Origin of the sequence: Halococcus sp. PRR34, assembly GCF_028617175.1 — an archaeon.
Classification (GTDB): Archaea; Halobacteriota; Halobacteria; order Halobacteriales; family Halococcaceae; genus Halococcus; species Halococcus salifodinae.
The window spans coordinates 53,639-79,411 of sequence record NZ_JAQJDA010000011.1 but is presented as its reverse complement, the minus strand read 5'-3'; the positions used below and the strand labels follow the sequence as shown (position 1 = coordinate 79,411).

The 25,773-nt window shown below is 59.4% G+C and carries 17 protein-coding genes and 1 pseudogene; 7 read left to right on the top strand and 11 right to left on the bottom strand.

Annotated features, from left to right (window positions below):
* Window positions 1–54 precede the first annotated feature (54 nt).
* The 4 genes and pseudogenes from PHA81_RS13585 to PHA81_RS13570 form a co-directional block, all read left to right on the top strand.
* A pseudogene (locus PHA81_RS13585) lies at window positions 55–354 on the top strand (hypothetical protein); the annotation flags it as partial.
* A 178-nt stretch (window positions 355–532) separates the two neighbouring features.
* Window positions 533–1,366: a DUF5821 family protein gene (locus tag PHA81_RS13580; protein WP_273837172.1), complete on the top strand. Its 834-nt coding sequence runs from the start codon at window positions 533–535 to the stop codon at window positions 1,364–1,366.
* A 104-nt stretch (window positions 1,367–1,470) separates the two neighbouring features.
* Window positions 1,471–2,925, top strand: a complete 1,455-nt coding sequence (locus PHA81_RS13575) for a DEAD/DEAH box helicase family protein (RefSeq protein WP_273837170.1) — start codon at window positions 1,471–1,473, stop codon at window positions 2,923–2,925.
* A 28-nt stretch (window positions 2,926–2,953) separates the two neighbouring features.
* A complete protein-coding gene (locus PHA81_RS13570) occupies window positions 2,954–4,306 on the top strand; it encodes a DUF790 family protein (RefSeq protein WP_273837168.1) in 1,353 nt (450 codons plus the stop codon).
* 73 nt (window positions 4,307–4,379) lie between these two features.
* Here the strand turns inward: PHA81_RS13570 and PHA81_RS13565 are convergent, their stop codons facing one another.
* From PHA81_RS13565 to PHA81_RS13545, 5 genes are all read right to left on the bottom strand, one after another.
* The gene (locus PHA81_RS13565; protein WP_273837166.1) at window positions 4,380–5,075 is read right to left on the bottom strand and encodes a hypothetical protein; all 696 of its coding nucleotides are present in this window, start codon (window positions 5,073–5,075) and stop codon (window positions 4,380–4,382) included.
* The gene (locus PHA81_RS13560; protein WP_273837164.1) at window positions 5,072–5,743 is read right to left on the bottom strand and encodes a winged helix-turn-helix domain-containing protein; all 672 of its coding nucleotides are present in this window, start codon (window positions 5,741–5,743) and stop codon (window positions 5,072–5,074) included. Before PHA81_RS13560 ends, PHA81_RS13565 begins: the two co-directional genes overlap by 4 nt.
* Before the next feature lie 197 nt (window positions 5,744–5,940).
* Window positions 5,941–6,939, bottom strand: coding sequence for a hypothetical protein (locus PHA81_RS13555; protein ID WP_273837162.1), 999 nt, complete (start codon window positions 6,937–6,939; stop codon window positions 5,941–5,943).
* A gap of 298 nt (window positions 6,940–7,237) precedes the next feature.
* Window positions 7,238–8,947 carry a ThiF family adenylyltransferase gene (locus PHA81_RS13550; RefSeq protein WP_273837160.1) on the bottom strand — a complete coding sequence of 570 codons (1,710 nt, stop codon included), beginning with the start codon at window positions 8,945–8,947 and terminating at the stop codon, window positions 7,238–7,240.
* 7 nt (window positions 8,948–8,954) lie between these two features.
* On the bottom strand, window positions 8,955–10,025 hold the full coding sequence (locus PHA81_RS13545; RefSeq protein ID WP_273837158.1) for an E2/UBC family protein: 1,071 nt from the start codon (window positions 10,023–10,025) through the stop codon (window positions 8,955–8,957).
* A gap of 170 nt (window positions 10,026–10,195) precedes the next feature.
* Here PHA81_RS13545 and PHA81_RS13540 point away from each other — a divergent pair, with 170 nt between their 5' ends.
* Window positions 10,196–11,635: an AAA family ATPase gene (locus PHA81_RS13540; protein ID WP_273837155.1), complete on the top strand. Its 1,440-nt coding sequence runs from the start codon at window positions 10,196–10,198 to the stop codon at window positions 11,633–11,635.
* A gap of 266 nt (window positions 11,636–11,901) precedes the next feature.
* A complete protein-coding gene (locus PHA81_RS13535; RefSeq protein ID WP_273837154.1) occupies window positions 11,902–12,894 on the top strand; it encodes an ADP-ribosylglycohydrolase family protein in 993 nt (330 codons plus the stop codon).
* Window positions 12,895–12,962: 68 nt separating this feature from the next.
* Here the strand turns inward: PHA81_RS13535 and PHA81_RS13530 are convergent, their stop codons facing one another.
* On the bottom strand, window positions 12,963–13,238 hold the full coding sequence (locus PHA81_RS13530; protein ID WP_273837153.1) for a hypothetical protein: 276 nt from the start codon (window positions 13,236–13,238) through the stop codon (window positions 12,963–12,965).
* A 268-nt stretch (window positions 13,239–13,506) separates the two neighbouring features.
* Here PHA81_RS13530 and PHA81_RS13525 point away from each other — a divergent pair, with 268 nt between their 5' ends.
* Complete coding sequence (locus tag PHA81_RS13525) at window positions 13,507–14,337, top strand: IS5 family transposase (protein WP_273837152.1); 831 nt, start codon at window positions 13,507–13,509, stop codon at window positions 14,335–14,337.
* Here PHA81_RS13525 and PHA81_RS13520 read toward each other — a convergent pair.
* The 5 genes from PHA81_RS13520 to PHA81_RS13500 form a co-directional block, all read right to left on the bottom strand.
* Window positions 14,315–15,316, bottom strand: a complete 1,002-nt coding sequence (locus PHA81_RS13520) for an endonuclease/exonuclease/phosphatase family protein (RefSeq protein ID WP_273837263.1) — start codon at window positions 15,314–15,316, stop codon at window positions 14,315–14,317. The genes PHA81_RS13525 and PHA81_RS13520 overlap by 23 nt on opposite strands.
* 55 nt (window positions 15,317–15,371) lie before the next feature.
* On the bottom strand, window positions 15,372–15,836 hold the full coding sequence (locus PHA81_RS13515) for a TIGR03668 family PPOX class F420-dependent oxidoreductase (RefSeq protein ID WP_273837150.1): 465 nt from the start codon (window positions 15,834–15,836) through the stop codon (window positions 15,372–15,374).
* 174 nt (window positions 15,837–16,010) lie between these two features.
* Window positions 16,011–18,749 carry an AAA family ATPase gene (locus tag PHA81_RS13510; RefSeq protein WP_273837148.1) on the bottom strand — a complete coding sequence of 913 codons (2,739 nt, stop codon included), beginning with the start codon at window positions 18,747–18,749 and terminating at the stop codon, window positions 16,011–16,013.
* A 228-nt stretch (window positions 18,750–18,977) separates the two neighbouring features.
* Window positions 18,978–20,738: a metallophosphoesterase gene (locus PHA81_RS13505; protein ID WP_273837146.1), complete on the bottom strand. Its 1,761-nt coding sequence runs from the start codon at window positions 20,736–20,738 to the stop codon at window positions 18,978–18,980.
* Window positions 20,739–20,944: 206 nt separating this feature from the next.
* Complete coding sequence (locus PHA81_RS13500; RefSeq protein ID WP_273837145.1) at window positions 20,945–25,756, bottom strand: AAA domain-containing protein; 4,812 nt, start codon at window positions 25,754–25,756, stop codon at window positions 20,945–20,947.
* Window positions 25,757–25,773: the final 17 nt, after the last annotated feature.

Below are 25,773 nucleotides of genomic sequence, written 5' to 3'. Positions count from 1 at the left end.
CTGGAACGCTGGTCGGACGGGTAGTAGTGAAACTCAAGTGGCGGTTCACTATCGATCGATCGCGAGCAGGTGATGGGTGTCGACCGGGGGAAGGTCGACGAAGCGCTGGATGTGGTGTCGGTTCCTGAGTCGGCCGTCTACGATGTTTCGGAGAGCGAGTATGTGAGGAAAGCCGACGTCGACGAGGAGCGCAAAGAGACCCGACTTCAGGGCCTCAAGGATCGGCTGGCGGTGAGCGACGATCCGGAGGCCGATGTACTTCGTCAAGAGATCGCCCGGCTAGAACAGGAAATCGAGGAGTTGACCGAATTCTCGCCAGCGAGTTCATTCGAGACACAGCCAGAGCAAGGCTGAGACGAGAGCCCGAGCCCCCCTATCCCGGCGGTTGGTTCAGCTGTTGTGAGCGATCGGTTTACATTGAAAGGCGTTTGCCCATAACATCCCGTATGGGTTTCCCTACCACATCGTTCGTGTCGATTAGTGCTAATATAATACAGAAGATGGATATGGCTTCAATGCCTATAGTTATTCTATGACAATCACTTCGAACCAGGTAGGAACATCGGTTGGTGAGAACCTGCGGACGATCCTTTCCGAGGAGAGCGGAGAGGTCATTGCGGTGGGTTTTGATACGGGCTCGACACGCGCGCTCGTCGAACTACTCGCTGAGAGCGAGGAGCCGCCGAAAGCGCGCCTGCTCGTCAGCGAAGGCGTGCTGAAATGGATGCGCGATGATTTCGTGTTGGCGAGCACAGCGGCGGAGTTGCTCGAAGCGAATACCTTGGACGTACGGGCGGCAACCGACCAGATAGACGGTGTGGTATTGGTGACTGAGGGGACGGTCGTCTCGCTTCTCACGCCGGACGAAGAGCACAGCACCGCGCTCGTTACCGATAACGCGGAATTCGTCGAGGCGGCTCGTGGCCACTGGAACGATCTCTGGGAGGATGGTGAGGAGTTCAATCTGCGGACGCCGGCGTACACGCGTGTGGTGGAATCGCTCGGCGAGGAGTTCAGCTCGGAGATGGAGTCGGACTTTCGGACGGTACTGGAATCGATCGAGAGCATGCACGATGAGGGGGAATTGGATGAGGTGGGAGTAAGCCTGCTCGTGGCAGCCAAACACGAACAGCAGCTCTACGATATCTCGCGGTGGGGAGAGGACACCGGCGTTGCGAGTAAGGCGACGTTCTCGCGGAAAAAGACCCAGCTCGAAGATCAGGGACTTCTCGACACGGAGAAAGTGCCGATCGACGTTGGGCGTCCGCGCTTGCGGTTAGTACTGGGCGAGGAGCGTCTCCGGGATGCGGATGCCGAGGAGTTGGCGAGCGTGGCTCGTGAGCTGCTGTCGGCGGCTCCGGCCTAACCAACGGAACCGGGCGACTATTCGGGATTGGCGAGAATGCGCGGCTGTTGATCTCGCTGTCAATCAGTATGGCTTATTCGGGTCGCGGTTGTGGTATCTGCCAGATGCGGATCGAGTTCGACGGGGGCACGCTCCTGCTGCGAGAGGCCAGCGAAGACGTTCCGTACGCGGAGTGGGACGACCGGGTTGAGGAGTACCGCGCGCCCGCGTATCGCTACCGACCTCTGCTCGAATGGGCCGACGCGTGGGATGACTCCACCTCTGCTGGACAGGAGTCAGCCCATCAAGAGACCATCCAATCGGCCACTGTTGCGGTCGAGGACACGGCTCGGGCGTATCCTGCCCTTGCTCTCGATCCGGCACTCCAGATCGAACCACGCGAGTACCAGCAGGCGGCGCTCGATGCGTGGCGCACTCACGAGCGTCGAGGTAGTGTCGTGCTCCCGACCGGGAGTGGGAAAACGTTTCTCGGTATTCAGGCGATCGCCGACGCTGGTGTCGCCACGCTCGTGGTCGCGCCGACGATCGACCTGATGAACCAGTGGCACGCCACCCTCACCAACGCCTTCGGCGACCAGCTGCCTCGACAGAGCGGAGATGGGCCCGAACAGGCGGTCGGCGTGCTCGGTGGCGGCACCCACGAGATCAGGCCGGTCACGGTCACGACCTACGACAGCGCGTATCGCTACATCGACGAGTACGGCGACCAATTCGGCCTCTTGATCGCGGACGAAATCCACCACCTGCCGGCCCCGACCTATAGACAGATCCCGGAGATGGCCATCGCGCCGTATCGTCTCGGGCTGACAGCCACCTACGAGCGCGCCGACGATGCCCACGAACTCCTCGAAGACACAGGCCTCATCGGCCCGGTCGTCTACGAAGAGGCGGTCGACGAACTCGCTGGCGAGTACCTCAGTGAGTACGAGACCATCTACATGCAGGTCGAGCTGACCGACGATGAGCGCTCCCAGTACGACGAGGAGTACGGCATCTATCGCGAGTACGTCGACACGCACGATTTCGACCTCTGGAAAGCCGAGGGCTATCAGGAGTTCCTCGCGCACACTTCATATGACGCGGACGGCCGGCGGGCGCTGATCGCCAAGCAGCGTGCCGAGGAACTCGCGCGCACCGCGGCGAAGAAACTCGATACGCTGGATACGCTGCTCAAACGCTATCACGACGACCGCACGATCATCTTCACCGCGAACAACGACTTCGCCTACGAGATCTCTCAGGAGTTCATCGTTCCCTGTATCACCCACCAGACCAAGACCGACGAGCGCACGGAGATCCTCGAACGGTTTCGGAGTGGTGAGTACTCGATCTTAGCGACCTCGCAGGTGCTGGACGAGGGGATCGACGTGCCCGCCGCCAACGTCGGGATCATCCTCTCGGGAAGCGCGTCGAAACGCCAGTACGCCCAACGACTCGGGCGCATCCTGCGGCCCACCGACGAGCGCCAGCCCGCGCGGCTCTACGAGATCATCGCCACAGACACGATGGAGAACTACGTCTCCCAGCGCCGCCGTGAAGGCGTCGAGACAGGAGCGTGACCGTGAGCACCAGAACGAGAGAGAAGCCATGCTGACGGCCGACCTGGCACGCTCGCGGACATCCGACGGCGCGGTGACGCCGCTGTTTATCGATTCCGATGATGCACGATATCGGGAGACGGCAAGCGAGTTGATCGAGTTGTTCGAGACGCACGTCGGTGAGTCGAAAGCCAACCTCGACACCGCGATCGACCAACTGACGGTAGCGGATACTGACTACAAGATCATCCAGGGCTTGGCGAAACTACTCCGCGACGAGTGCGACTTCGAGACGGTGGCGGCAGCCGAACCGCGCGAGATCCGCCAACGGTTGTTTAATCGAGCGAATGACTCGTATCCGGTGGTCCGGCAGCCAACCCTCGGTGCTGACACTCGGAAGCTTGATGTCTACACGGCGGTCGCCGACGAGCTCGGCATCTCGCTCGCGGAGTGTCATCAGGGGATGTACGCAGATCTCGATGCGAACAATCGGCTCGTGCGCTTCGGCGATCAAATCGCCGAGTCGGTCGAACTGGACACTGGTGACACGAGCAGCACGACCCAGCTGACTGGCCAGAGCGAGGAAGCGTACACAGGCAAGGCCCTCACCGTCGAGTGGCTGCTGCATCGGTACAACCTCGCGCTCGCGCAGGCAGTGCTCTACGACGCGACCGAGTTGCGCATTCGGGTCTGGGACCACTTTTCAACGGTATTCAGCTACGTGAAGCTGTTCGGGCTGATGCACCGGATCTATCCGATCGACCAGCACGGCGACCGCGTATCCGGAACGGATCTAGCCGCTGGGTACGAAGCGATCCTGGATGGTCCGGCCTCACTGTTCCGTCAGTCGCGCAAGTACGGCATCCGGATGGCGAATCTCCTGCCCGCGCTGCCCCACTGCGAACGCTGGGACCTCGCAGCGAAGATTCTCACCGACGAGTCAGCCAACGAAACGCGTGAGTTCACGCTGGATCAGACGGCAGGGATCCAAACACACTACAGCGCGGGCAGCCAGTACGACAGCGACCTCGAACGAACGCTCGCCGACAAGTGGGACCGAGCGAACACGGAGTGGGAACTGGTCCGCGAGGACGACGTGATCGATCTGGGGGCGGAGGCACTGCTGCCGGACTTCGCGCTCGAACATCCTGACGGCCGCCGGGCGATCCTCGAGATAGTGGGCTTCTGGACGCCTGAATACCTCGATGAGAAGCTCGCGAAGATTCGGCAAGCGGACGTGAATAATCTACTCTTAGCGGTGTCCGAGGAATTGGACTGTGCGAGCGAAGACATCGATCTCGAAGCCGACCGAGTGCTCTGGTTCAAAACCGGCATCCATGTCTACGATGTGGTCGACCTCGCAGAGGAGTATGCGGTTCAGGCCTCCTCTGCTGGTCCCTGAGTAGGGACTGTCTGTTCGATTCGCTCGGGAATGGTGGTTGGCAAGCGTGGTCTGTAATCCGGCGTCAGATCGGTCAGTACTGTTGCTCCCTGAGAAATTCGAGCAAAGCGTCGATATCCTCTGACGAGGCCGATGATTGGCCGAACATGCTTTTGAATCGGTGATCCAGCCCGCCGCCTTCGATGAACTCCTGAGCGTCCGTGAGCTGGGCTTGGAGTGCGTCTTCGTCTCCTCGATGAAGATGCGATGCCACGGTCGGAAAGTCGACGTGAGGGACGGCAGCGAGGACGTCAGCCAGATCGGTTTTGCGGGCGCTGTGGAGCTTGGCAGCGACCAAGACCTCACCGTCGGCGACAGAAGCGGTGGTTGACCGTGTTCCTCCGGAGATGGTCGTCTCGGAGCTGTGATCACGAAGGTAGTCGAATGACCACTCGGCCTCGGTCTGGCGGCACCCCAGACCGTTCACCAACAGATCAACGCCGATCGGGTGTGGCAGTCCTTCGGTCCGCTCGAAAAGTTCGATTTCGCGGTCATACGTGGTTTCTTCTGGTGGCACTTCGAGTTCGTTCTTTCGTTCGAAATCGTGGTCTTCCAAGAACGCCACCACGGCATCCGTATCTGCGGGTGCGATGACGAGGTCCAGATCGGTCGAGAAGCGCGTCTCGAACTGCGAGACGGCGTAGCCCCCAACGAGGACGAAGTCGATGGTGGAGCGCTCTAGATCGGCAAGCACGTCGATGAGCGCCTCGCTCCGTTCTTCTTGGCTCATGGCGAGGCCGGCGTCGTGTGGTAGTCGGCCTCGGTTTCGATATCGTCGTACATCCGGTCGAGGATATCTAGTGCCGACTCGAAGGTCGCGTAGTGCTCTCGCGCGAACGCAACGGTTTCCGAGCGGGAAATGACCGGCCGCCCATCAACCATCTTCGCATCGATCTGCGCACGCGGTTCGAGGACGATCTGCAGCGGCCCAGGAATCTCGTCGGATGGCTGGCGCTGCTGAGTCGTGGGAAGCCCGAACTGCTCGAAAAATCGCTCCCAGTCGGCGAGATCCGACTTACGGACGGCAATGAATAGCGGGTAGTCCGTTTCGTCGCGGGCGACCTGGTAGCCGCCTTGGGTCCAGATGTAGACAGCGTCGATAGCGGTGTAGGCGAACTCCATGCCGGCGAACTGGGGGAGGACGTACGCTTCCGAGATGGTGGGCGGAGACACACCTGCTGCGGCCGCGAGAAAGGCGAGGCCTGCCTCTCGGACGGCGTCGTCGACGACGGATAATCCAGCATCATATTGTACGTAGCCCGCCTCTTCGAGGCGGTTTACAGCTCGGCGGATCGTCTCACGGTTCTCATTGATTTTGCGAGCCACGCCCGAGATGGAGTCGCCCGGGTCGATAGCGAGGAGTGTCTTGAGCTCTGTTTCACCGCACTGTTCGAACATCGTATGGTTACACAAAAGTGTGCAACAGTAAAATACTTGTCGTTGAGAGCTGGTTCGGAGCAGGACGATCTGCAGTAAGAGGCTCGAATCCTGACGAGTATCATCTGGCGGCCATCTGTGACGTATGTTGCTCGAAGGGACGCCAACGCTCCCGCAAAAGCGAGTTCCGAGATTGCTGGTCGCAGTCGTGATCCGTATCAGAGCGTGAGGTCAGTGATGTCCCAGTCTTGTGGAAGATCGTTCTCAAGGCCCTCTTCCCTAACGAGGCTCCGGATACGGTGTTCTACGTCGTCCTCTAGTTCGAAGTCGAATCCGAGGTCGTCGTGCCAGTCCCAGTACCGTGGGCTGGTGGGCCAGAAATGATCACTGGCGGCTCCAGCGGGCGCATCCAAGAGCCAGCGTGCCCCGGTAATCGTTTCATCCAATTGGTATGTAATCTCGTGTTGAACCGCGTCGTCGTGGATCATCCGTTCGAGGAGGTCGACGGCCATGTGCTGATCGGCGTAGAACGCGTGTTCGAGCATGGGGCTTGTCGAGAAGATATGCTCGGATGCATGCTCGTGGATCCGCTCTGCGACGGCGATATCCGGGTGTCCGATGCCCCACCCGTATGGATGGAGGCCTTCGATGATGTAATCCTGCTGCTCGCCAACCTGGGTGCGGATAGTTTCGAGGTATTCGAGCGCGTCGACGGGAATCGTCTCCACCTCCTCTGCGAGTCGCGTCCGAATGAAGTTCCGCCCGGTGACGTTCTGGAGAATCGTGGTCACATGCGGGAAACCCTCGGCCGTGTTCGGGTGATACGCGTTGAGAAGTTCTTCGAGAACCGTCCAGCCCTCGGCTTGGGTCGCCGCGTCGAGTTCGCTGATGAGTTGTCGTCGATACCCGTTTCGAATGCCGGAATATCTATCGGATGCACCCGATTCGCTGGCAGACTGCAGTTCACTCTCGTAAGCCGCCATCGCCTCAGCGAGGCTGTCTGGTGTCGCGTCTGTCCCGCCCTCGAGGAACTCGTCGAGCGATGCGAGTTCGACGGTTTCTGGTCTTCGATCCGTTTCTCCAGGTGGTGTCAGTTCTTCAGTATCCGATGGGTCAACGGTGGTATCCTCAGATATCTCCGTCGGCGAGCAGTCGTGGAGCCGGAGGCGTGTGAGCGTATCGAACTCTTGGCCACAGTCATCGCATTCGTGGCTCATGGCCAATTGCTCCGGGCAATCAGCGGGTAAGGGTTTGTATTCCGGAGTGGCAGTTCTTGCTGTCCGGTTCACTTTCGGTGTGAACGATCGGTCGCTCTCGGTTCGTAGGTGAGGCGCGAAAGGGAACCCTTCTGCGCCTCCTGCGCAAAACCCTGCTCTTTTATATGCTGAAGAGGATGGAGCGAAACGATCGACTATTTGGGTTAGCAGAGGTTTTCAGACCGACCGATCAGACGAGTGTCTGACGTGTTGAGATCGACCCGAGTTGTCGGTCTATGAAAGACTGACGAAGACGACGCTACTGAACCAGCCCAGCGATTTCCCTGCGAAGGCGTTGCCAGAGCGAGTCTGGATCGTTGACGGACTCAACTTCGGCCTCTTTCCTATCACTGGTTTCGACAGCGGCGGGGGCTGTCCGAGTGAGGTCTTTCGAGGCATCCGGTGCGCGGTCGCCGAGCGCACGGAATCTCGATTCTTCGTGGCAGTATGGACAATCCTCCTCACTTTTTGTGCCGTCCGGCTGGGTCCTATTCGAAGTCATGTCGAACGTACCTGTATCGAACGGCGCACCAGTTTCGGCGAGGAGCCCAGTGACATAGCGGTGGACTGCAAAGGCCGCACGCTGTGCGGCGTCCATGTTAACCGTCATCACTGCCGGCTGATGGCCGATACCGTACTCGGCTTCATCTTCGTCGCCGTGTTGTTCGCGTTCCAGTCTCTCTTCGTTGATCACACCGGCACAGTCCAAGCACGGTTGGTCCGGCCGGGACATCGTCATTCGGCTCACAATAGATGTTGCTCCGTCAGTGTCGATCGCGACACCGGCGTCAACGAGCGGCCGGTGGTATTGCTGACAAGCAAACGAGATGATACGCCGCGGAGTCTGACGGTCGACCGCTGTGATAACCAGATCTGAGGTTTTGATGGCCTCGATACCGGTTTCGGATTGGCCGACCTCCCTAATCGTCTCAACGCTAATCCGTGTGTCGATACCCTTGACATACCGCTCGACGACATCGACCTTCGGGGTGCCGATCCCCTCTATCTCGTCGGCCCACTTTGCAGGCACAACGGTATCGTCGTCCGGCGTAGCACTCGCCTCGCCAGCGTCGTTTGGTTCAGCACCGAGTATACGCGAACGATTCGACTCTTCGACGACATCGGGGTCGACTATCGTGAGGCTCCCGCCGTCACGCCCGACGCCGATATGGGCTAGCTGGGCTGCGACAGCCGACCCCAAGCCTCCAGCGCCGATAACTGTCACCTCAGCATCAGCAAGCGCGTCATTGCCCTCCTCGTCGTGCAGAAGCGCTTGGCGATCGCGCATACTGTCCCCATCATCTGACCGGACCGACCCCTTTTCCAGTCGGCTGTCTGTCGGGATGAACCGCTTCTCGGTGTGCTCATCTATGACGACGACTTCGTCCAGCGGAGTGGCTGCAAGCGGACCATGTTCTTCGATGGCGCTTGCGTCGTTCGGCCAAACGCGGCCGGTGATTGAGTTGTGGTCCTCGCCAACAATGAGTGATCCGTGGGGGCCCTCCCGGTCGCCGGTGATCGACGCGAGTTGCGGTGGCTCTGCATCGTCGTCAACAAGGGAGTACTTCGGCGACTCCGACCAGGGGTGGCTATGCGCCATCAAGACAGCCAGGTCGTCGGTGAATCTGTCCTCCGTCTCGGCGTCCACTATCATCTCGCGCGTCACATCACCAGGAATCCCGACGTAACCGTTCGAATGAGCGGTATACCTGAACGGCGGTATACATACCACATCACGGACGAGGTACTCGAGGATGGTTGATCCGTCCTGCTCGTACTCGTGGGTGCCAGCGAGGAGGTACGCAGCGTACTCCTTTCCGTCTCGGCGAATAAGGTGCGAGCGGAGTGCGTCATAGTCGGCACCAGAGATACGGAGAACGAGACGATCGGCAACCGGCTGGATGTCCTCCGGAGTCGTCTCTTCCCAGTCGAAGCTGATGCCCGCGTTGCGTTCGTCCTGCGGGTTCATGAGGAGGCTACTCTCCTGTTCGCAGACGCCCCCGCACGATGGTGTCGAGGTACCAGCGAAGCCCCGTTTCGTAGGGAATCCACTTGACGCCGCTTAGGCTTCGAATGTGCCACGAGAGGGACATCCAGCCTTCGAGGATATCTCTGGCGCTGGGATTGTCTTCGTAGCGGTTACCATTCTTCGGCACGTTACCGTTTGCGAGCCGAAAATCCTCATCGACGTAGACCCAGTCTGGCGGCTGTTCAGGGTAGTTCTCTGGAACGCGGATGAGCGTGTCCGTCTGGTTCTTGTTGTACGTATCGGACGGGACAGGGTAATCCCGGACGATAACCCACACGTACTGTCCCTCGGCCTCGGTGTCCACATCGACGTCGTAGTCCTCGCGGAGGTCGGCGACTTCGTGAGCGAGACCTGCTGGGAGATCTGCATTAGGTTTGCTGTTGTCGTCGGCCTCCTCGTCGGGGGCAGTCCCACCGTAGCCCGTCTCGTCGGGGATGGCCGTGAACACGTGATGCTCGCGAAGGTCGACTTCAGTTTCCTTCTCGATATGTGGATCTTCCTCCTCGGCGTCGACGCCGTAATAGAGGAGGTAGTCCGCACGATCGAAGCCGGCTTCCTCCAATATCTCATCGGGCTCCATCACGTACTCGTCGGGGACGAAAGTCCTGTGGCTGACCTTGACGATGAGTTGGTCTTTGCGCTCAGTTTCCAGCGCGTCTTCGAGATCCTCAACGGAGTTGTCGAGACTATTGACGACGTCAGCTGTCTCCTCGGGGTCAGTAGAGAAGTCCACCTGGTCTTCGAGGTGCCGGGCCGCTCGTTGCACGTCGTCGATGAACGGGTCGGCTTGGGCTAAGATATCCGCGTCGTTGGAGTCTTGGGCTTCATCGATGGTATCCTCAACCTCTTCCAGGCCGTCGTCGATAGAGTTGAGGACGTTATCGTGTCCGGTGAAGAACGACTCTGCACGCTCGTGTGCGTCTTGGGCCCTCTGTACGAGTTTCTCTAGCGTTTCATAGTCGGGTTGATCGGCGGGCTCTTCCTCGGAACCGTCGGAGTGCGCATCATCTGAACTCATGTACCATACGCTATTGCAGCCCGATGGTTAAATCTGCCGGACAACAACACCACAATGTCTCTATATTAGATTTCGAATGTTCGTACCTGCATGACTTCGGCATCGGAATGGCATCCGTTCATTCTTAGGGGCATCGGGAAGTATATACTTCTCTACTACATACCGGGACTGTGATTACCAGCAGACTCCAGCAGGATCTTCCACTCTACAATCAGTGGTGGCAGAGTGATGATCCCCCAGGCTCCGAAGATTCGCCGTATCGAGAGTCGAGACGGAGTGATTACGAGAATCATATTGATGCTGTGCGTAATCGACGTTTCTACGCGCTTGTAGGTGCAGATGGAAGTGGAAAAAGCTCAACATTATATCAGATAGTCCATGACTTTATCGTTCGTGACGATATTGATCCAGATCAAATTGTATACGTACCAGTTGAGAACCCACTGTACGCACTCGAGAGCGACCAGTTTGTTTTGGATGTCTATGAGTGGTATACGTCGTATGTTCACCGCAGCCCGTCAGATGATGAGCGCATATACTTCTTGTTTGACGACATATATCAAATAACCGACTGGCCCGAGCAAGTGAAAACGTTGCTTGATCAGTCGGAGTCAATTCACGTCGCAGTTACACTTCCGACGGATGTACCGGCACTTGAAAAGTTTGAGAGATCTCTATTTGAGACTCGGTCGATCCTTCTCCCACCGAAATTCTACGACTTTGCGCGGATTGATTCTGATGTTCCAGGATTGGCTAAGAAGGACCATATATACCCTATTCGCAAGGGTCTTGCCGACCAGCGTAGTGTTGATTTCGCAACGTTGGTTGACGAGTGTCTCACTCTCCAAGATCAGCTCAGTACCGAGTATGAGAATTTGCCATCTGTCGTTGATGATTACCTCTTCAATAGTGGTCTCCGTGATAAAACCGGTCATGGTCTCTCAACCATCAAACAGCGACTTCAGCTTGCATTATACAAAGACGTTCAGCAGTTCTATTCGATTGAGGATCCGAGTGATCTCTTTACGCTTTGCGTCTTAGTTGCTCAGGAACCGGTTCGGGAGTATCAATTCAGCCAACTGGTAGATCAATTGGAAACTGACCGACGGACAGTCCGAAAGTATCTCGACATTCTACAGGAGTTTCTTATTCTCTCGCCTTCCTACAAATGGGGGTATGAACGACATCGGACGCTTCGAATGTACCTTCGTGATCCGCGGTATGTGAGTGCGTTGAATCTATTATCGGATACTGATGCACGACCAGTGACTAATGAGCATCGACGGAACCTCATCCATTCGGTTGTCTACGATCATCTCCGCCGGCTTGCGTTCTATCTCAACGACGACACTGATGTTGGGATACCAGTCCGGTATTGGGACGAAGCGAACGAATCTGTGGAGTATGTCCTCAACGTGAATGGGTCACCATTCCCAGTTGCGTTAACCACGCGCCGTGGAGAGGAGGCAGCGACAGAGGCAGTCTTCGACTGTCTCGAAGACACGGAGGCGGCTCAGGGGGTTGTGGCCGGTGAGGACATACAACAACCCTACGCTGGAGATGATCGAGTGGTCCGTCTCCCGCTTTGGATGCTGCTCTATATCTGCTGATAGAACAATCAGACCGGGAGGCACTGCTAGATTGAGCCGTCCCGTTCGATCGCTTTGATTAGCGGACAGGATTCACGTATCACTCGGTATGTATCGACTGCGCCGAGCAGTTCGACTGTGATCCCAATCGTGACGCCCTCCAGTGTCCGGCCTGCGGGTCGTATGCCGTCCAGTTCATCCTCGAACTCGTTGGATCGCCGTGTCCAGCCTGTCTGGATGGCACGTTTACGAAAGAGGATACTCATGCAATTGCGTGAAACCCATCTATGACCACACCTGCTGCAACGGGCGTTCTCCTGGGACTGGCCTGCGGGGACGCTCTCGGTCGACCAGTCGAATTCAGCACTGCCGATCGAATCGAAGCCGATCACGGTCGAGTGACCGAGATGATCGGACACGGGACGTGGAACCAGCCTGCCGGCACGATCACCGACGACACCGAGATGGCACTGTGTATCGCTCGAAGTCTCGCTGACCGCGGGCAGTTCGACGCTGCCGATATCGGGAGCCGGTTCGTCGCATGGTACGAAGGTGGCCCCTTCGACATCGGCGGCATGACTCGACGGTCACTCCAGCGAATCCAGCAAGGTGACCCGTGGGACGACGCCGGCCAGCGCGTCTGGGAGGAGAGCCCAGAGGGGAGCAACGCGGGCAACGGCAGCGTCATGCGGTGTGCGCCACTGGCGATCGCCTACGATGAGTATCCAGCCGCGCTCACGCGCGTCAGTAGGGTCTCCTCACGGATCACCCACGCCGATCCTCGGTGTACGGTTGGGTGTGCCGTGCTCAACCTCACGATTGCCGCGATCCTGAACGATGTAGAATCCCCGCTGGAAGCCGCGCTCCAACTCCTTGCTGATGATCTGCCGACGAATATGCAGTCATCGATGGGCGTCGTCCCTGAGACTCCCTCACCGATGCTTGAGGGCGATGTACCCACAGAACTGCGAGAGGCCCTGCAGGCCGTCCCCGATGAGGTGACAGACGATGATCTCTCCTCGTCGGGATACGTGGTCGATACGCTGCAGACGGCACTCTACGACGCCCTGACTGCCTCGTCCGCTGAAGAAGCGATCGTCTCAGCGGTCAATCGTGGCGGTGACACCGACACTATCGGAGCCATCACCGGAGCCGTTGCTGGAGCCCGATTCGGTAGTGACGACCTGCCGGAGCGATGGCTGAATGGGCTGGACAACCGCGAAGAACTCGAAGACCTGGCGAGTGCGTTGGATGCCCATCCGGGCCGAAGAACGCAGTAACCACGATACTGCTACGAGAAAAGGCCGGGCTGGATACTCCCGAGCGGGGTTGGATGGCCTGTGGGAGGCTATTCGAGGGTAGCGAGAACGCGGATGTCGGTGTCGGCGTGGCGCTCGCGCTGGGTACGTGCGCCGTGATCGCGGAGGAACGCTTCGACGCGGTCAGCGAGGTCGTCTGCTTGCTCTCGATCGATATGGACGATCAGGGTCGAGTGTTCGTGGTCGCTGTTGTCGATGACGATCGAGAGTTCATTGAAGCCATCGGAGTGGCGGTAGGCCTCGAACTCGTCGGCGACGGCGTCACCGAGATCGTTGAGAGTTCGATCAGGCGGTGAGCTGTTCACGCTTCACCCGGATACTGGATTCGGTGCGGTATTACAGCTGTCGGCTGACGCAGGGGGAGGAGGTAGCTGAGTGGACGACCTTCTGAACAACAGCGTGATGACACGATGAGCAATCATCACTCTGCGTAGATCAGTTCAGCAACGACAGGCGCGTGATCGCTCACGTCGAAACTATTGATTGCTGTTTCTTGGGCTGTGTTGAATCACTAGACGGCGGCAGGATGGATCGCTAAATCGAAGGCGTTGAAGCGGGAGATTTCAGTTGCCTATGACCCAAATCTCCCGCTTCACCGAGGAAGTTGTACTGGTTGCTCAAAGGGTTACTGGCGATGGAGACGAATCCGCCGCCCCGAACGGTGGCGGCGGATTCGCCGACTACGCACTCGTTTCCCTCCACTGTCTCCGGATTTACCTCAACACGTCCTACCGCATGACCATCGATCTGCTGAAGGAGATGCCACAAATATCCGGGGAGATCGGCCTCGACGCGGCCGATCTCCCTGCCCCATCGACATTGTGTAAGGCACTCGATCGGATCGAGATGAGCCTCTGTCGAGTGCTGCTGCGCCGGTCGGCGCAGCATCACGATCCCTCCGAACACGCCGCCCTTGACGCCACGTTCTACGAACGAGACCGCGCCAGCCGCCACTACTGCCACCGCACCAACTACCACGTACAGACGCTCAAGGTGACGAAGCTCGTGGATACAGAATCTCAGGCCATCCTTGATGTGCATTGCTCGACCACGCTCGAAGGAAGCGACGCCGACCTCTGCGAGCAGATCGCCCGCCGAAACGCGGGCGATCTGCGGACGCTCGCTGCCGACAAGGGTTACGACAAGAACGCTCTTCGAGAACGGCTGCGTGAGCTCGAGATTCGTCCGCTCATCAAGCACTGCATTCGCGCACCGTACGACCACGCTCACAACGCCCGAATCGACGGAGAACTCTACGCACAGCGGTCGATGACCGAGACCGTGAATTCGGCCGTGAAGCGCTCGCTCGGCTACGCCGTGCGAGCGCGTGACTGGTACCGCGAGTTCCGGGAGATCGTTCTGATGTGTATCGTCTACAACATCAAACGCTCCGTGAAACAGTGAAATCCACCGCCTTACAGCGATTCAACAGAGCCGTTTCTTGTCCATTCCAGACCTCACACCGATCTACGTCGAAGTGGTCCGACACCAATACGTGGTCCAACCGTTTGCGTGCCCCGCCGGGTATATCGTGGGTGTGGTCTTCGCTACTCGCTCTCTTTTGACTGTTCTCAGCGATCCAGTAGGCATCTCGCATATCCCACCGACCGATCTCCGGGTCGAACACGTTGGATTCAGCTCTCTGCCAACGATCCGTGAACGTGAATTCATCTGTCTCTTCTATTGACTCGCCGAAATAGTATGGTTCGCCGTAGAACGGATAGTGAGTGTACTCTGGAGTCCCGCTTCCATGAGGTGTGACTGAATCACGATCCTCTTGCTTGGGAGCGTTGAAATCGCCACCCAGCACCACTTCCTGATCGGTTCGCTTGTTCTGAAGGTAGAGACGGCCGTAGATCGTTTCAAGCATCTTGATCTTCTCTTCGTGCCAGTTGGCTCCGTTGATGACCCCCACGTTCCAGATGTCCAGAGAATCGCCGCTGAGTGAGTCGGCTTCGCTCAGATCGATTTCAGAGACCAGCAGGTTTTCGGGAAAATGAGTCGTGTAGTAGGTGAGTTTTCGAGGGTACCAATTCCCCTCACTACGGAGCGAGAGCGGTGTTCGTTCGATCGGCCACTGACTGACCGTGAGGTTGCAGCGATTGTGCGGCGCGTTGATAGTCTGCTGTGGTTGAACCTCCGACTCAGAGAGTTCGTGGGCCCAATCTGCGGTGTGTACGTGATAGTAGTCCTGTTCGTTCTGCTCGAAGTAGTCTATCAGCGAGCCCAATTGCCCACCCCACTCATCGCCACTCTGTGGCTCGTAGTTCACCGATTGAAACATGATGATATCCGTCTCTGAAGCGTGTTCCTCCAAGAACGCCAACTGGCCCTGCATCCGGTTGGTAGAGATGCCGATCTCTCCCTGTACGTTCCACGTCATGATCTCGAATCGATCATCCATCACTGCTCACTCCATAGAGCGTGAGTTGCATACTTCAACTGTTGGGCGAATTGAAGTGGTTTGCTTGATCTGCCGTCAGCGAGCCCCACGAGACGGTATGGCCCGGGTCGATGACGATCGCTGGTCGATGATCCAGTGCGTGGTCGGCATACTGAGAATATTTGGTTCTGAGAGCGTCGACCGCCGGTCCGTGGTCAATGTCGGAGGGAGCGACGAGACGAGCCGTCCCTCGCATCTGCACCCATCCGAGCTCGGTCCAGTCGTCGGTATAGCGGTCGACGATCACCGCAACGTACGGATTTGCCTCGATATCGCGTACTCGCCGGAGCGAGCGCGGATCGACGTCTTTTGGTTTGTCGTCAAGCGGCGTGACGAGACGACCCTCAACGAGCGCAAAACAGATCGGCACGACGTGGGGTCGCCCGTTCTCGTCGGCAGTCGCAAGTCGAGCGACACGGGCAGTCGCGAGGAAACGGTGCTCCGCGCACGAGGGAGGCATACCGTCAGTACACACGCAGGAGATACGTATCTTCGGTGTCTCGGAAGGGTAGTCGCCCGTCTACTCCTGCGAATGACCTCCCCCTCGTTCATCCACTATGGGGTAAAGATGCATCACCGATCCTATCAAACCCAACACATGACGCACGACACACGACACACGTTAACCGAAACGCTACGGGGCCGGTGGCGCACCGAGATCCGGACCGGCGTCGGGTGTCGATACCGAGGACCGGTTGGTCGTGGCGTCCTGTGTGAGGTGGATTTCGCCGTCGGCTCCGTCGACGATCTCGTCGTCGTGGCTCACGATGATGGTCTGTGAAACGCCGAGATCTCGCATGATATCGACCACCCGCGACAGCCGACTCACGTGGCCCGTATCGAGGTGAGCGGTCGGTTCGTCGAGGATGAGCGGCGGCATCGACCCCTCGCCACGGACGCCGCGAGCGAGTAGCTTGTAGATGGCACACCGAAGCGCGAGGTTAAACAGTACCTTCTCGCCGCCGGAGAGCTGGGAGGGGTCAAGCGTTTCGCCGTTCTTCTCGTGGACGGTAAACTCGTAATTGCGGTCCAGTTCGATGCCCGCGTAGGCATCGTTCCGGTAGAGTTCGTCGAAGATGTCATTGAGGATGCGCTGAAGATGGTCGATGTTCTGCTGGCGGAGGTCGCTTCGCACCTCTTCGTACATGGCTTCGAGTGCCTCCATCTCAGCGTAGAAGTCGTCAAGACGATCGGCCCGCTCGACGGCCTCATCCTGCCGCTCCCGTAGGTCTTTGAGCTCGGCAATCGAGCCGTTGATCTCGCCGAGCGTCTGCTGACGCTTATCGCGCATCTCCGTGAGGTCGTCGTCCCACCGGTCGAAGCGGTTGATGCGGCCCTGATGGCGCTCCACAGCGGTGCGTGCCTGTTCGACGGCTTCATCTCCGGCTTCGGACTCCAGCTCAGCACGTTCGCGGGCGAGCGCATGGATCTCCTCACGGTGGTCGGCTATTTCATCGGTGAGGTCCGCCCGGCGGCGGGTAGCATCCTCGATCCCCGAAATGTTGGATGCAAGCGTTGAGAGTGTAGTATCCAACGTGCGGAGGTTACTCGCACGTGTCCGTGTCTGCTGGCGCTCTTTCTCCCGAGCTTCGGCATCGGCATCGGCTTCGGCGGCTTCCTCTTGTTTCTCTTGTGAGATGCGGTACTCGGAGATGGACCGCTCGTGAAGCGACTCGATTTCGTCTTCAAGGTCGTCGATCTTCTCGCGTGCCGCATCCCGGTCGTCTCGGGCAGTCTCTCGGTCGTCTTTGAGATCGGCAAGCGCGTCTCGTTCGGAGGCAAGCTCTCTCGCTGTCTCGGCCACCTCCTTCGTCTCGTCGCGCTCGTCCTCTAGTCGCTGATTTTTCGCCTGTAGGCGCTCGACCGCCAGACGCTCGTCATCGAGAGTTGTCACGTGGGGTGATTCGTCCACCGGCTGGCCACACTCGGGACACCGATCTTCCTCTTGGAGGGATTCTGCCTGCCGGATCTGGCCCTGTGCGGCCCCGATGTCTGTCTGCACGGTCTGCATGCGGTCGTTGAGCGTGAGTGTCCGGTTGGTGGCCGTCTCACGCACCGCGTCGGCATCATCGGGTTCGTAGCCGTACTCACGGAGTTGGGCCTCTAGCTCGGAAATCGTGTTTTCCTTGGCCGCTATCTCGTCGTCAAGCGTGCCAATTGTGGCCCCGTGGTCATCAATGCGGTCACGGTACTCATCGATACGCTCGCGCTTCGAGGCGGCATTCTCGGCGGCGTTAATGGCGTTGCCCTCATGAGCGGTGGCTGCCTCCCCTGCGGCTCGTTGCCGGTCGTTGGCGGCGCTCACGGCATCCGCTGCTTCGTCTTCGCTTGCCTCCGCACTCTCGATACGTTCCTGAACGGCGTCGCGATCGAAGTGGACGCCTGCAGCCTCTTCGGCGTCGGCATCGTCACCGAGAAGGTCGAATGAGGCGAGGCCGTCAGTCGGGAGCGTGGATTCATCCGCCTGCGTCGCGCGTCGTAGGCGGTCACGAAGGGTGCCGGCCTGTGCCCCCTGTTCACGGACGGTATCGAGATGATCGCCCCGACTGTCAGCGGCGGCCTGCATCTCGCCGACGTGTGATTCCGCCTCGTTCTTGATGTCGTTGATGCGGTTGAGCCGCTCTTCGTGTGCATCAACCACCTCTTGAGCCTCATCGCGTGCCTTGACCGTCGACTCGCGTCGCTCAGCAACGTCGTCGATGCCGTCGGTGATACGACCGAGTTCCGTGGTAACCACGTCTCGGCGCGCTTTGAGGTTCTGGTCTTCTTTCGACTCGATCTGGTCATCGAGACTATCCACGGCACCGTCCTGTGAGTCACGAACGCGCCCGGTGCCGATACGGGCTTTACTCGCGCGTTCGCGGTATTCTTCGAGCGTGCCGAGCTGGAGGAGTTCATCAATCATAGCCTGCCGTTCGGAGGGCGTGGCGTTGATCAGCTTCGTGACGCCGCCCTGTCGGATGTAGGCGCAGTTGACGAAGGCGTCGGCATCCATGTGGAGGAGATCGCTGATGTAGCCGTTCACCTCACGAGAGCCGTCGGCGACGACCGGGCCGTCGGCTCGCAGCACACTCTTGGTGTTGCTTGCACCGCTACTGCGCCGCCGTATCTCTCGGGTCAGCTTGTAGCGGCTATCGTTATGATGGAAGTCGAGGACAACTTCGGCCTCGTCCTCGCCGGTCGTGATCACGTCTCCGAGCGTGACGCCCGTCGGCAGTGCGTTCGACCCGTAGAGTGCAAAGAAGACGGCTTCGAGCAGGGATGACTTTCCGGCTCCGTTCGAACCGTGGATCGCCACCACGCCGTCCTCGAAGCGAACCTCGGTGTCGCTGAAACACCGGAAATTCGTGATCGCTATCTCGGAGAATTGCATGATCGGGTACTCCACGATACCCGTGAGAGGGCCTTAAGAACTGGTGTCGGTAGGTGATTATCAGCGACGTTTCGTTCGAGCCGGTAGTGACCCTGAAACCCGGGATTCCGGAAGACAAATTGGCGCATGCCACCGCCCGTTGGAAATCATCTCTCTGTGACGGTAGTATCCCTTTAGGTGGCAATATATCGAGGCGTTCTCGCGGCGAGCTTACCCCACCATAAGCCATCAATCACCCCAGCGGTCATCAAGCGTGACCTGCTGCGCGTCCTCGTCTTCGCCATCAGCTTCCGCCTCTGTCTGTTCGTCCGTCTCCTCACCCTCGGTGGCGTCGTCGTAGTCGCCCTCGGGATTAGGTTCACCCTCGGATACGGCGTCATCCTCGGTGTCGGCAACGGTCTCAGTTTCGGGCGATTTCCCGGTTTCGGCGTCATCTTTCCCTGTCTCAAATGATGCGTCGGCCGGCGGCGACTCGGCGTCGTCATTCGGTGCGGGATCGGCATCGGCCTCAGCGGCGTCACCGTCGCTCTCCATGTCGGTGTCGTCAATCTCGTCCTCTGTTCCGGCCTCCAATTCTGATGCCTCACTCACACTGCCCTCGCCGTCGTCTGCGGCCACGTCGTCTGCACCGGTGTCGATACCGGCGTTAGTGCCGGTCTCCGCTTCGTCTTCGGATTCCGATTCCACCTCGGGTTCCTGCCGAATGAACTGGTCGGGATCATCTTTGATCCGGTCGTCGACGTCGCCCTCCACGGCATCGGCCATCGACGTCGTCGGGGTATCCTGTTCTCGGATACGCCGTTCGATGTCGTGTCCAGCACCGCTCAGGCGCATCTCGCGGAGCCGACTCTCAACCGCCGCCTCGGGGTCGGCGAACGAAACATCGTCTGTGTCTTCTTCCGAGCCGAACACGCGCGTATCGTTGACGCGAGCGGTCATGGCACCGACATCGCGAACGTATTCCTCGATGTTGGCGGCCAACACCGGATCACCGGTGCCGCTGATATGGATGATGGTCACGGCACCGGTCAGATCGGCGTCGTCGATCTCGTCTCGAACGCGAGCCGCGCCCTCATCCTCTTCTAGCGTGACCGAGAGATAGCGGAATGGGCGGGTACGCATCTCACGCCGCTCGACGAGGACCGGCGGTTCGCCGTGTGGTCCCTCGATGGCGCGTCGAATCCCTTCTTCGCGTGCCTCCGTGATCGATACGGGCCACGGGACATCGGCGTCTCGTTCGGCCACTTCGGGGCCGGTGGGAGCGAGGCCGACCGGCGTTTCCGCCCCACCGTCCGGTGTCGGCACCGCTTCGGCCTCGGTATTGACACCGGTCATGACCATGTTGAAGCCGCGAGGCGCACGCTGGTCGCTCTGCGTCCGGTCGGTTGATCCGGGATATGTGACAGTCGCGTCCCTGACGACCTGTACGTGCGGCATGTGGTCGTCGCCGAGCAGGAAGCCGTCGAACCTGACTGACGACGCCTCAATCACTTCCTGAAGCGGCCATCGACCGCCGTCGGCAACGGGTGAGAAGAGGCCATGGCCGACGAGGATCGCATACTCGGCGTCGTGCGGCTCGAAATCATATTCAAGGCTCGACCGGCGGGCGGGCGAGACATGATCGAGGCCGTAGAAGGCGGTGTCGTCGATTACCGTCGGTTCCCGGCCGAGTCGGATACCGAGTCGAAGCTGGTCGAAGATATCCACCCACTGATCGCCCGTGGTGCCTTCGTGGTTCCCGACCACTCCAAGGAAAGGAATTTCGGCATCATCGAGCCGCTGCAACTGTCTGAGCGTATCCGCGAGCGTGGTCACGTCGGGTCGTGAGTGATGGAAAAGGTCGCCCGAGTGAACGACGGCGTCGACGTCGTTATCTATCGCCTCGTCGATGACAGTCTCGAATGCCGCCGCGAAATCCGCCTCACGCACCTCCGAGTGATACTGCGAGTAGCCGAGATGCGTGTCGGCGGTGTGGAGTACGATCGCCATTACCGAATATATCATCCGGCCCCATTAAAGATAAGCGGCGGACAGAGCCATGATGACCGGAAGCAGCTTGGCACAAACGTGAGCGGTGGTAGATGGCGGCATCACCCGTTCGGATTCCAGATCGGGAGCAAGTACTTCCGACCGATCTTATTACTTGGAGATACTAGTCGTTCCAGACCCACTAATCGCGAATTGGGTAGTTGCTATCAGTCGAAGTGATCTGCCGGGATGGAGTGAACCGCCACCGGCACATCGCCACGGGCGGGACCCGCATCAACGTCAGCCACGAAGTTTGAGAGTGGGCCGGTCCAATCGGCGGCTTCGCCGCTCTGTACGTTCGCCTCAACATAGAGTGCCTTCCACAGCAACGATTCGTTGTAGGTATCGATATCGGTGGGCAGCAGGTTGAAAACCGATTGCGAGACCACCACAACGAGCTTCTTCTTCGCCCGCGACATGGCAACGTTGAGGCGATTCAGGCTGAGGATGAAGTCCTCTTCTTCCCGCAGGAAGGCGGGGTCGGAGGCCGTCGCAGAGATGATGATGGCATCTCGCTCACCGCCCTGAAATCGCTCAACCGTCTCGATGAGTGTATTCGAGTTCGCCTTTGTGGCGGACTCATCGTCGTCAGCGTTCAGTACGCGTCGAAGCCACGCTTTCTGTGCATTATGCGGAGTGACGACACCAACCGATTGATCGCGGTCGATGGCCGACTCGATCGCCTTGACGAGTGCCACTTCAGTCGGGTTGGACTCGCGTCCGAGGCGGTCATCATACACCACGACCGAAACGGGAACATCCGGGTTGAGTGTGGCTCGTTGACCGTCGGTCAGCGCGTCGCCGACCGGTGGGGTGAGACGGTGCGTTTCCTCGGAGGTGTAGTGGATCCCATCGAGGCGTTCGTAGACGTGCTTTGAGAGGAAGCCCGCGAGACATCGATGGCACCGGTAGGTGCGCTGGAGCCGGGTCATCGGTATATCGGTGTCACGCCGACCGGCGTAGTCCGTCATCGCGTCGTCGCTCACCGGAACGTCCTCACCGCGCAACAACCGAAAGTAATCGAGTGAGGAGAGATAGGGTAGCACCTCACGAATCGAGCGGCGTAATTCCTCGTCCCACTCATGTTTGTAGACCGGTGGCATCTGGCGATGGTCGCCTGAGATGAGGAGCTGGCCGTCATCCCGGACGAATGCTCCTGCCGCGGCGAGACCGGGCACCCGCAACATCGATGCTTCGTCAGCGCCGAAGAAATCGAAGTAGCGTTCTCCGGCCCGGAGACGCGACTCCGCCGTGTCCTCCGCTTCGCCTGCATATTGCGTCTCAACGCGGTGCGGTGCCGCTACCGCCGGTGGAAGTTTATCGAACAGCGTCCACAGACGGTAGGGTGTCCCGAAGATGATGAGGTTGGTCGGTACGCCGTCGGTGAATTCGGCGAGGCCCGCCTCACGCGTCTCGGTTATTGCATCCACCGTAAGACGCGTGACGAGGTCGCCGAAGCCGTCATCGTCGGCACTGTTGGCGGCTTTGAGGTCGACATAATCCACGCGGTCGTGCGGTCGCTCGTGATTCCCACCAGTTAATCGGACGAGACGTAGATTCTCGGGTTCGAATCTCGCTCCGATAGCACCCTCTTCGGCGTTCGAGGCGACCGTATTGGCGAGCGAAGCCACATCGGCGGCCAGCTCATCGACGGCAGTATTCGAGGCCGCCGAGACAGCGATACGAGTCGGCGTGGGGGTGTTGCCGTCGGTCTCGCGAGCCTCGTCCGCATCGCATGCGGTGGTGCGAGCGAGGAGGCCGGGTGCGAGTGCGCCGCTCGTTTTGCCGGTGCCAGGCGGTCCCTGTAAGAGACTCACCCGACTGTCCGTCTCCGTGACGAACGAGCGTTGCTCGTCGTTGAGCGGGAACACGTCCTTGTTCTCGGGGTTGGCACCGAGTGCATCGAGTCTGTCGCAGAAGCGTTCGACGCTCTCATTTGCCGCATCGGTGGCAACGCGAGGTGCTGACACCGGTCGTCCTTCCCGGTAGTCATCGAGCAGCGAACATACTGGGTTCGTATCACCGGTGGCGAGAGCTTCGTCGCGCTTGCTTGCAGGGTAGTCATCGGCGAGCGGGTCAATGATGAAGCAAGCACCCTCCTGGAAGAACTGCTTGTACTCATCATTGGCCTCGCTGGCGTCGGCCGTCGCGCCAAGGTGACGTGTCGTGAACCGGCCGCTTGGCGTGTACGTCTGCGCCTCCAGTTCGATCGTCCGTGTCCCGGGTGGATCGGTTGTGTCGATAGCCGTGACGGTCACTGCCGTCCCTCGCTCGACTTCATCGGGGCGCGAGACGGCGGAGTGAGTAACGTCATCCGTCCCCCACCGAATCTGGTTCGCTACCATTCGGTCACTGGACTTGATCTTGCACTCGCTCGCCACGCGTTCGGCCCCCGAATCGCCTATCCCCGGATCGCGGTCGTACAGCAGGTCTCCTTCGACTCGGAGGAAGCCGCTTCGATCCTCAACATCGGTCACAAGGAAGTAGGTGGACTCACCGCTTCGCACCCGTTCGCGGACTGGACGGGTGTAGCCATCGCGCGCTTCCTCGACCCCCGCCTCGTATTCGAGTCGCAACACCTCGCGGCCCGCCTCGGCGATGCGTGAACCGTTATGACCGCCATCCAACGAAAAGGATTCGAGCATATCGAGCGGCAGATCTCGTTTTTCGATTGTGATGTTGCGTCTCTCAATGCCGCGCTCGACATGTGCGAGGGCGTGAGCAAGCGTTTCCCCGAGTGCGAGGATATCTTCCTCAGAGATCCGGAGGCCGTCTTCGCCGCTGTGATACATGTACGAGCGAAGCAACTGTCGCGCTCGACCATCCTCAATCTCATCGAACCAACTCTCGTTGATTTGATCGAGTGCCGCCCACACGTACGCTGTGGGGATCTGAATACGGTGACGGGCACGCGTTGGTCGCCATTCGTCGACCTCATCGGACGGTGTCTCCGGTGGGAGTTTGACAAGCGAATCGTTCGCCTCTCGCTGGAATTTTCCCGAATAGCCGGTGAATCGCTCCCGGAATGCGTCCCGTAGGTTGACGTCGGTGCCGTCGGATCGGGTGTAGTGACCGTCGGTCCCCCAGAAGAAATCCGAACCGTCATTGGCGAAGTTCCCGACTTGATCGATGACCGCCAGCAGCCCAGTGTTCGACGTACGAGCTGCGAACCGGTTGTCGATCTCCGGTTCGATGGCCGAAATCATCGACTGTTCGGTGGTGACGGCTTGACTCCCCTGTTCGAAACGGCGGTCTGTCGGAATGTCCTCATCGTCATTATGACGTTCACCCAACGCACTCCGAAGCCCGAGCAGGTCGCGCACCGCGGGTAGGGGGGAGGCGTCATGGCGCGCGAGCGCCTCGGCGAGTGAGTTGATGCCGTAGGTGGAGTAAGTGTAGAAGTGCATCGCTGCCCGGTCGGGATGTCCGGTTTCGGCGGCCACCTCACGAATCCCGTCGAAGATGTCTTCGAAGAACTCTACCAACATCTCCCCTTCGAGTCGGTCGGCTTCGCCGTGTGCATCGCCGATGCGAGGTACCATATGCGAGATGCGAATTGGGTCGTTACCCACCTCACCGTATTGCGTCGAGGTGATGAACGCACTCGCTACCGTCATCCGATCGCGACGGTGGTCGATATGTGTATGGAGATAGACGCGAATGAGTGAATCCGGCTCGATCTCGGGTGTATACCCCGAAAACGAAGCGTCCTCCGGAAGACTCCCGGAACCAGTGCCGACGAGCCACGACATCCCGCGGCTGTCATCAAGGTGGAACGCATCGGAGTTCGCGGCGAGATCACCCGCGATGGTCTGGGCGCGCTGGATGACCTCCGAAAGATCGGAACCGATGGCCTGATCCTTGATAAGCGCACGAAGCGTGTCCTCGGACTCGCGGGCGAACGAGAGCAACTGATACTCGTGCGGCGTGCGGTCCTCAGGTACATCCGCGAGAGCGGCTACCTGCTCAACCGTCGTGATGCCCTGTTCGGCGAAGGCGCGCTGTGCGCCCGTGCTGATGCCGAGCAGAGCCGTACTTTCGTTCTCAACCGCTTCGGTACGGCATGCTTCCTGATTCTTACATCCCTGGCATCGAGACCGGAATTCGCGGCGTGTATTCTCATCTGCGGTATCTGAAAGGCGGTTCAATGCGCCATCCTCGGCAGTGAGACGGCGAATGTCTCCCTCGCGCGGGGAGAGAGCAAACGACGGGTAGGCGTCCGGGCTGCGGCCATCGATCTCCGACTCGTGGTGGAGCACGCCGCCCGTCACGGTGATACTTTCCAGGTCAAGGGCGGTGTCGGGATGGTCGGCGTGCGCCGCTGCGAGCATCTGCTTCAACAGGAGTGCATACTGGGCCACCTGCAATTGCTGGTGGGTTTTTTCTTCGAATGCCGCCTTGATATCGACGATGTGGATGCGAAGACCGTCATCAGTGGGGAAACACAACAGTACGTCCGCATCCCCCGCGATGTTCCACGTGCCGATGCGCCCGGCGAGGCGCAGTTGCTCGATGGAGGTGATCGAGCCGTCGTCGTCCCATGCGGGCCGCTGCGCCATCTCAGGGAGCGTTTTGAGCACCCACTGGCGTGTCTCGGCCAGGCGAGCCGAGTCCTCGCCCCCGGCACGATCCATGTGTTCGTCCGTCAGCCGCTCAAGTTCGGCAGTTACCTCATCCTCAAACTTGTCACCGTCGTGCGAAAGCAACGGACTCAGTGGATCGAACGCCTCAGCGAAGTCACGGTCACGTCGCCACTCCTCTCGGTAGTCGTTGAATTCGTAGGCGAACGCACGCTCGCACATCCCCAGCTTGACCGTATTGGCGATCGCCGTCGGGCTAATGTAGCCTTCCTCGGCGGGTTCGCTGTCACCCGTGGAATCCGTCGTGACGCCCGCTTCCGCCCTGACGGTTTCATGGTCCTCGCCGTCGGCGGCCTCGAATGAAGAGAGCGTTCCTTGCTCGGACGGATCGCTACCCATTTGGCCTCCATCGACAC

What these genes read in the sequence shown, in the direction of transcription:
- PHA81_RS13580 (WP_273837172.1), top strand. Translation starts at nt 533, where the DNA reads ATGACAATCACTTCGAACCAGGTAGGAACATCGGTTGGTGAGAACCTG.
- PHA81_RS13575 (WP_273837170.1), top strand. Translation starts at nt 1,471, where the DNA reads ATGCGGATCGAGTTCGACGGGGGCACGCTCCTGCTGCGAGAGGCCAGC.
- PHA81_RS13570 (WP_273837168.1), top strand. Translation starts at nt 2,954, where the DNA reads ATGCTGACGGCCGACCTGGCACGCTCGCGGACATCCGACGGCGCGGTG.
- PHA81_RS13565 (WP_273837166.1), bottom strand. Translation starts at nt 5,075, where the DNA reads ATGAGCCAAGAAGAACGGAGCGAGGCGCTCATCGACGTGCTTGCCGAT.
- PHA81_RS13560 (WP_273837164.1), bottom strand. Translation starts at nt 5,743, where the DNA reads ATGTTCGAACAGTGCGGTGAAACAGAGCTCAAGACACTCCTCGCTATC.
- PHA81_RS13555 (WP_273837162.1), bottom strand. Translation starts at nt 6,939, where the DNA reads ATGAGCCACGAATGCGATGACTGTGGCCAAGAGTTCGATACGCTCACA.
- PHA81_RS13550 (WP_273837160.1), bottom strand. Translation starts at nt 8,947, where the DNA reads ATGAACCCGCAGGACGAACGCAACGCGGGCATCAGCTTCGACTGGGAA.
- PHA81_RS13545 (WP_273837158.1), bottom strand. Translation starts at nt 10,025, where the DNA reads ATGAGTTCAGATGATGCGCACTCCGACGGTTCCGAGGAAGAGCCCGCC.
- PHA81_RS13535 (WP_273837154.1), top strand. Translation starts at nt 11,902, where the DNA reads ATGACCACACCTGCTGCAACGGGCGTTCTCCTGGGACTGGCCTGCGGG.
- PHA81_RS13525 (WP_273837152.1), top strand. Translation starts at nt 13,507, where the DNA reads ATGACCCAAATCTCCCGCTTCACCGAGGAAGTTGTACTGGTTGCTCAA.
- PHA81_RS13520 (WP_273837263.1), bottom strand. Translation starts at nt 15,316, where the DNA reads ATGACGTGGAACGTACAGGGAGAGATCGGCATCTCTACCAACCGGATG.
- PHA81_RS13515 (WP_273837150.1), bottom strand. Translation starts at nt 15,836, where the DNA reads ATGCCTCCCTCGTGCGCGGAGCACCGTTTCCTCGCGACTGCCCGTGTC.
- PHA81_RS13510 (WP_273837148.1), bottom strand. Translation starts at nt 18,749, where the DNA reads ATGCAATTCTCCGAGATAGCGATCACGAATTTCCGGTGTTTCAGCGAC.
- PHA81_RS13505 (WP_273837146.1), bottom strand. Translation starts at nt 20,738, where the DNA reads ATGGCGATCGTACTCCACACCGCCGACACGCATCTCGGCTACTCGCAG.
- PHA81_RS13500 (WP_273837145.1), bottom strand. Translation starts at nt 25,756, where the DNA reads ATGGGTAGCGATCCGTCCGAGCAAGGAACGCTCTCTTCATTCGAGGCC.